5 protein-coding genes are annotated in these 8,111 nt (G+C 23.4%); all 5 read left to right on the top strand.

Features of this window, described 5'->3' with window-relative positions:
- Nucleotides 1-401: 401 nt before the first annotated feature.
- The 5 genes from ACRYA_RS10680 to ACRYA_RS10660 all read left to right on the top strand — a co-directional run bounded on the left by ACRYA_RS10680 (nucleotide 402) and on the right by ACRYA_RS10660 (nucleotide 8,098).
- Nucleotides 402-1,466 (top strand): RelA/SpoT domain-containing protein, encoded by a 1,065-nt coding sequence (locus tag ACRYA_RS10680; protein WP_066152780.1) that lies wholly within the window; start codon nucleotides 402-404, stop codon nucleotides 1,464-1,466.
- Nucleotides 1,467-1,891: 425 nt separating this feature from the next.
- Nucleotides 1,892-2,806 (top strand): ParA family protein, encoded by a 915-nt coding sequence (locus ACRYA_RS10675; protein ID WP_066152783.1) that lies wholly within the window; start codon nucleotides 1,892-1,894, stop codon nucleotides 2,804-2,806.
- A gap of 9 nt (nucleotides 2,807-2,815) precedes the next feature.
- Nucleotides 2,816-3,832: a ParB/RepB/Spo0J family partition protein gene (locus ACRYA_RS10670; protein WP_121443324.1), complete on the top strand. Its 1,017-nt coding sequence runs from the start codon at nucleotides 2,816-2,818 to the stop codon at nucleotides 3,830-3,832.
- 1,417 nt (nucleotides 3,833-5,249) lie between these two features.
- Nucleotides 5,250-6,758, top strand: a complete 1,509-nt coding sequence (locus ACRYA_RS10665; RefSeq protein WP_170144487.1) for a replication initiation protein — start codon at nucleotides 5,250-5,252, stop codon at nucleotides 6,756-6,758.
- Nucleotides 6,759-6,772: 14 nt separating this feature from the next.
- Nucleotides 6,773-8,098 (top strand): DnaB-like helicase C-terminal domain-containing protein, encoded by a 1,326-nt coding sequence (locus ACRYA_RS10660; protein ID WP_066152017.1) that lies wholly within the window; start codon nucleotides 6,773-6,775, stop codon nucleotides 8,096-8,098.
- Nucleotides 8,099-8,111: the final 13 nt, after the last annotated feature.

Below are 8,111 nucleotides of genomic sequence, written 5' to 3'. Positions count from 1 at the left end.
TATATTGTCTTATTTAATAAATTTATTTTATTATATATAAATTATGTCACATTCTTGTCACATTTCAATGTTTATTTAATTTATATTATTGGGGATTTCCAATTATTAATTTTTTTATTAAATAATTTTTTACCAATAAAGATTCTTACTTTACAAAAATTTGGGAGAAAAGAAAGAATATATGATGTTAAAATAAAAAAATAGTTCATCAAAAAATTATCTGAAATTAGGATAGCCTTTAATTAAAATAATTCAAGCTTTATTCAAATTTTGATATCGTTGCACACACATAAAACATAATAAATTAAATAAAGGAATGAATTATAAAAAAATACTCAACTAATCAAATTAAAAATGCTGGTAAAACTCTTATTGGTCCAGATAATGAAAATATTGAAGCTTTGGAAATTTTATCGTATTGGCGTACAAGTCACGCTAGTGCTTTAGAATCCGCTTTTGACTTACTTGAAAATATAACTAATAAAATAGATAAATATGCTCTTCTTGCTAAAAGATTAAAAAGAACCCCTTCAATTGTAAATAAATTAAAAAGATTTAATTCAAAAGGTATGCAATTATCAACAATGCAAGATATAGGTGGATGTAGAATCATTCTATCTAATTTAAAAAATGTAGATAGATTAATTAAAACTTTAAAGAAAGAAAGATTGTTTGAATTAAGAAATGATTATATAAGAAATCCTAAAGAAGATGGCTATAAAAGTATCCACCTTATAGGTAAGTTTAAAAACTCTGAAGGTGAATTAAGAAGTATTGAACTACAAATTAGAACAAAAGTTCAACACTCTTGGGCTACAGCAGTTGAAATTGTTGATTTGTTTACAAATCAATCTCTTAAATCAAATTCAGGAAAAACTATTTGGAAAGATTTTTTTAAATATACAAGTCATCAATTTTCACTTTTAGAAAACAGTATATACTTGAACTCCTCAGATACTAGATTAATTTTTAAGGGCTTTCTTGAAGAATTTAGAAAATCAAAGAAAAAATCTCTAACTTATAGTGCATTTAAAGTTTTTGACTCTTGTAATAAATTAGACATTACAAAAAAATTCTCTCTTTTTGCTAGCTCTTTGCAAGTAACAAGTGAACAGTTAAAAAATAATACTTCAAACGGATATATTTTAATTATTGTTGAAATAATTGAAGGAAACACATTTGGAATTAACTCTATTTACTATAATGAAAACGAAGTAGTTGAAGCAAATAATGACTACTTGATTCAAGAAAAAAAGGCATTTGAAAACCATAGTATAGTTGCTCTTGTATCAACTAATGCAATTGGTGGTGTGAAAGAAGCTTATCCTAACTATTTTGCTGATTCTGAAGATTTTATAAAATATTTACATATAATAAATTCATCATATTTAAAATTAAATCCTGGATTTTTTAGATTGTGGAATAAATTTATTTATAAGTTTAAAAAACCATTAGTTATCAATTAACATATATGATGATTTCTTTATCATATATATTAATGACTATTTCTTCTACCTTTAGATATCGCCAAAACTGATTCTTAATTTGATAAACTAAAGATAGATCATTTCTTTTTATCTTAATAAAGTCTTTTAAAAGCTAATTTGCTTTTTTGGTATTAATAATTATAAAACTAGCTGAAATTTTATTAATTTTTTAATTCTTTATATATCATTATCTACAACATAGACTAAAATAAATTTTAATTAGAATATTTATATTAAAATATAGTTATAAATCAAGCAAAAAATTGTAAAAAAATAATTTACTCGTTACATAACGAATAAATTTTAATAATATTTAAAATATGTCAAGTATTACTTGAAATATATTTATAATTTAGATACAATAAATTAAATATTACTCGTTACATAACGAATAAAGGATTAAAATGACAAAAAAACTAGGTGATGTTATTGGTGTTACAGTCCAAAAAGGTGGTGTTGGGAAATCAACTTTTTCTCAAGCAATAGCATACTCATATGCTAATAAAGGTTTTAAAACTGCATTAATTGATCTTGATCCACAATCAACACTCTCTGGTGCATTTTTTGGTTATTCTTATGGTGCATTTACATATACTGAAGAGAATGGTGTTCTAAAATATGACGTAAGTAATATTACAAATATATTTAGAAATGAAAAAGTTACTCCAATTACTATTAAAACTACAAAATATTTAGATAATCCTAATAAAGGAAAAATGTTACAACCTCACTATCTTGAAGATAGTTTAGAAATTGATTTTTTCCCTTCTAATTTTCAGTTATTAAATTTAACAGAATCTGATGAATTTAAAAGAGATGAAAAAATTAATATTTTATCAAACTTTATTGAAAGCTTAAAATCGCAATATGATAAAATCATTATAGACGCCCCACCCTCTTTTGGAATAATTACAACTTCTATTTTAAAATGTGCAAAATCAATTTTAATACCAATTCCAACTAAAAACGTTGATACAGACGGAATGGTTGGTTTTTTTAGAACATTAGATAAAATATTCATTACAGAAAATTTAGAAAATTTAGAAAAAATTGTTTTAGTACCAAATATGTTTGATAAAAGAATTACAGATGCAAAAGAGACTCTTGCTGAAATAAAAAGAATCCCTACCCTACTTCATGAAACACAAAATTTAAGAAATTTAAATTGTAAAGTTATGAATCCTTTTCCACAAAAATCATGTGTTCAAGAAGCTCCTAGCTTAAAATACTTTTTAGTTCCCTATATTATGGATTTCCAAAGATCTCAAAATCAAGATTTAATTTTAATGATTGATAATATTGCAGATGAATTAAATTAAGGATTAAATATGGCAAAAGTTAAACCTCAAAGAATGACTTCAATTAATAATACAATTGATGAATTAAAAGCTGAACAAGATATATTATTAAAAAATAATACAAATATTATATTAGTTGATATTGATTCAATTTCTGAATTAAAATTAGACAATGATATATTAATGCACAATAGAATATCTTATTCAAAATCAAAATTACTTGAATTAGCAGAAAATATTTCAAAACTAGCAAGTGATAGTGCTGGAATACTTGGCACTGGATTACTTAATCCTGTTATGTTAAGAAAAAAAAATGAAAAATTAGAAAGAATTCATGGTGAAAACAGAATTAGAGCTTTAAAATTAAATGGTTCAACTAAAGTACCAGCAATAATTTTAGAAAATGTAAGTGATGAATTGGCTAGATTCATGAGATCTAGTGAAAACTTAAATAGAGAGGATTTAAATACATATGATGAAACTATATCTATTCTGGAACATATTCAATTAGCCTGTAATTTTAGTGATATTGAAAGTGTAAAAAGTTTTTTAAATAAAGTAAAAAATTTCCAAGCTGGGAAAAGTAGTTTAAATGAAGAAGAAAAAGTTTTACATAAAAATGTAAGTAATGTTTTTGAAAAAATAGGGCGATTTGATATTATTACATTTGTTGATAGATTATCTGTTTTAAAACTTGATCCGTTGATTAAACAAGCATTAATTGATGAACAAATAACTTATAGCCAAGCAAAAGTTATAAAATCTAAATTAAAAACTCAAGCTGAAATAACAAAAATTTTAGAAGTACTCAAAAATAAAAAATTATCTGTAAATGAATTAAAAGTTTATATAGATAATTTAAAAAAATCTATTACTAAAGATGAGCCTTTAAATAAAAATATATTTGATAAGGTAAGTTTTTATTCAAAGAAATTATCTAAAAAAGTTTATTCAGGATTATCAAATGAAGATAAATTTTTTATTGATAGTAAATTAAAAGATATTGAAAAATTATATCTTGAAATAAACTCTAAAATTAAAGAATAAACTCTCTTTTCTTTAAGAGAGTTTATTTCTTTTTATAAGTATTTTTATTAAAGTTTATAAGAACTCCGTAAAGCACGAAGAAATAGCCGTTTGAATAGCATTAGCTGCATATGAAATGAGAAATATAACACCTCATTTGAGATGTTATGACTTAAAAATAGAGAAATATTGAATCTCAAAGTATATGATATAACATATATAATGAGAAATATAACTACTTTTTTATTTATTTAATTTATCTTACTTTATATCTTTGAAATAGCCATATATTATTGATGGAGATATAACATATAAAAAGAGAATTTTTAGACAAAATAGCAGTAATATAGAGATAATGAATAGTTTTTCTCAATTTATATGTCAAAGGTATGAATAGACATAAGAAATGAGAACTTTATAGTTAAATATCCTATATAATCAAAGGTATAGAAGTTATAAAGATATGAATAGAATATGCAAATGCCCTACTTTGCGGTAAGTAATTGAAAATAACAACAAGTAAATTATAGATATAACATATAAAAAGAGAATTTTTAGACAAAATAGCAGTAATATAGAGATAATGAATAGTTTTTCTCAATTTATATGTCAAAGGTATGAATAGACATAAGAAATGAGAACTTTATAGTTAAATATCCTATATAATCAAAGGTATAGAAGTTATAAAGATATGAATAGAATATGCAAATGCCCTACTTTGCGGTAAGTAATTGAAAATAACAACAAGTAAATTATAGATATAACATATAAAAAGAGAATTTTTAGACAAAATAGCAGTAATATAGAGATAATGAATAGTTTTTCTCAATTTATATGTCAAAGGTATGAATAGACATAAGAAATGAGAACTTTATAGTTAAATATCCTATATAATCAAAGGTATAGAAGTTATAAAGATATGAATAGAATATGCAAATGCCCTACTTTGCGGTAAGTAATTGAAAATAACAACAAGTAAATTATAGATATAACATATAAAAAGAGAATTTTTAGACAAAATAGCAGTAATATAGAGATAATGAATAGTTTTTCTCAATTTATATGTCAAAGGTATGAATAGACATAAGAAATGAGAACTTTATAGTTAAATATCCTATATAATCAAAGGTATAGAAGTTATAAAGATATGAATAGAATATGCAAATGCCCTACTTTGCGGTAAGTAATTGAAAATAACAACAAGTAAATTATAGATATAACATATAAAAAGAGAATTTTTAGACAAAATAGCAGTAATATAGAGATAATGAATAGTTTTTCTCAATTTATATGTCAAAGGTATGAATAGACATAAGAAATGAGAACAAACATGTTAAAAACTAGCTTTATGAGAAATTTTAAAGCCAATAGCATAACTTTTGAGAAATTTAAGTAATATATGATAATATACAAGAACTTTTATTTAAGAAGAGAAAAGATGAAAAAAGATAGTTTGATGACTAAGCAGCAATTGATTGCAGAGGAACAAAAAAGACTTTTTAAAAATAGAAAAGTTGTACAACTTAATAAATTTATTAAAGGTGATGTGTCTCCATTTACTGTTAATGATTTGAAAATCTTTAAATTAATTATTTCAAAAGTAGATAGTAAAGATTCTTTATTTCAAGATTTTTATGAGATTACAACAGATGAGATAAGACATTTAAATATAAATGAAAAGCATTTATATAGTGAAACAAAAAAGTCTTTAAAAAGATTAGCCAATATATATATTACATTTGAAGAGAATGATAGCTTTAGAGAAGTAGGGCTTATAAGAAATGATTTTAGATTTGATAAGTATTCAAAAAAGATATTAATTAATTTTAATGATGATATGGGTGAATATTTAATAAATCTTAAAAAGAATTTTTTTATGTACGATTTAATCGATATTGTTAATTTTAAATATAAACATACTTTAAAATTATATGAATATTTTAAATCAAATTCTTTAAATGTTGTTAAATTAAAAGTTGATACTATAAAAGATATTTTAGATTTAAAAAATAAATATATAAGATACACAAACTTTAAAAAAGATGTGATTGAAGTTATAATTGATGAAATTAATTCTAGCTCAAACACTTTATATTTAAAATATAGTGAAGAAAAAATAGGACCTAAAGTTGAATATATTATTTTTCATGTAACTAGAATTAAAAGCGATGCTATACTTGAAGGTGCTATTAGTGAAAATATGGCATATTCTCATTTATATGGAAAAGAGTGCAATTATTTAGGTAAATATTATACTATCGAAGATATTAATATAGATAATTTATTAATAGTTTTAAAAGAACAGTACTCTAATAATCGTACAAATATTGTAAGTGAAAGTAAAGAAAAGTTAGAGCAACAGCTTAAGAAATTACTACCAGATGATTTTGCTAAGAAAAAAACGAGTGAAATACAATTAGATGAAATTGGAAGATTAACTGCAGTAAATGATTTTAAATCATTTAAAACAAAAGTTATAGAAAAATATAGAGGAAAAGATCTTGGTAATTATATGCCAGGTTTTGATGAAGAAGTTATTATAAAAGTTGATGAAGAGAGTAGTTACCTATATGATACAACAGCTAAAAAAATCATATCAAAAGAAGAGAGCTTAGAAATTTGGAAATATCTATATAAAAATAGAGATAAAGTTGGTAAAGTTATCAAAAAAGAGCCTGTCAATTTAATTGAACAGTTTATAAATAAGATAATATTTATTACTAAAAATGATTCTTTTGGAAATAAAGAGATTATAAAATATATTGTAACAGATATTAAAGAAGAGACAGATAGTAAAGGGGTTATTAAATATAGACTGCATATTAATAATTTAGAAGACCCAACACAAGATGTAGAGAAATCAAAAACACTATTAACATTTGAGCAAATTAAGCTTTTTATTGAAGAAAATAGTGTTGAAAAAGATTACTCGTTACATAACGAATAAAAATAGGGGATACTTTGAATTTTATAAATATATTAAATATTGAAAGATTAGTTTTAAGTTCTATATTCTTTGATTATGAGCAAATTTTTGAAGTTTCTTTAATATTAAAAAAAGATGATTTTTACTTAAAGGCTCATCAAGATATATATCAAGTTATGTTAGCTTTACATGATGAAGGTTTACCAATAGATGAAGATTTCATTAGAAATAGGGTGCCTAAAGAAGACTTTAATGATAATGTATTAATAGAGATACTTAGTGCAAAACCTATTGTTAATACAGAAGCTTATTGTCTTGAGATTAAAGAGAGCTCAAAACTGAGAAAATTAGAGCAACTTTCAAAAAATATTATATTTAATGTAAGTAATGACAAAAATAGTCAAGATATAATTACTAATATTCAAGTTAATATTGAAAACATTGAAAATGAGACTCTACAACAAATACCTACAATTAGAGATACGATAAAAGAATTTAAAGCTGATATGCAAAAGGCATTAGATGGTGGAGCAAAAATATTAGGTCAAAGTAGTGGACTTGAAGCTTTAGATAATATTATAGGGGCATTTGAAGATGGTGATTTAATTGTAATTGCTGCAAGGCCTTCGATGGGTAAAACTAGTATAATTTCAAATATTGCAATAAAAGCTTTAGAAGAGGGTAGGGGAGTTTTAATAGAGAGTTTAGAGATGCCTAGAAAAAAAATAGTTAGTAGATTGATCGCTGCAAGATCTCAAGAGAGTTTAACAGACTTAAAAAGAGGATTAGTAAAAAACAAAGATAATTTTAATGCAGCTATAGAATTTTTTGAAAATTCAAATTTAATAATTCATGATAAAGCATATCCAACAATTTTAGAATTACAAAATAGAATAAAAGCAACTCTAAGAAAAAATCCTAATATAAAAAATATTTTTGTTGATCATACAGGAAAAATTCAATTACTTGGTAAAACAAGAGAAGATATAGAAATAGGGCATATTAGTGCTATGCTAAAAAAGATTGCTAGAGATTATAATATTAGAGTATTTTTACTTCAACAGTTAAATAGATCATTAGAATCAAGAGAAAATAAAAGACCAATGTTAAGTGATTTAAAGAATTCTGGCAATATAGAAGAAGATGCTGATATAGTATTAGGTCTTTACAGAGATTCATATTATAAAAAAAACAAAGATAAACTTACTATGTTAAATTATGATAGTGTAGAGGATGCGGAAATCTTAGTTTTAAAAAATAGAGATGGTAGAGTAGGGGTTGCAAAAGTTTCTTTTGAAGGAAAATCAGCAAGATTTTTAAATAGAGTTAATAATGAACCAACAATTATTGAATTTGAATAAGGAGAATTAACTT

Source organism: Aliarcobacter cryaerophilus ATCC 43158 (assembly GCF_003660105.1).
GTDB lineage: Bacteria > Campylobacterota > Campylobacteria > Campylobacterales > Arcobacteraceae > Aliarcobacter > Aliarcobacter cryaerophilus.
This window is presented reverse-complemented; position numbering and strand designations above follow the sequence as displayed.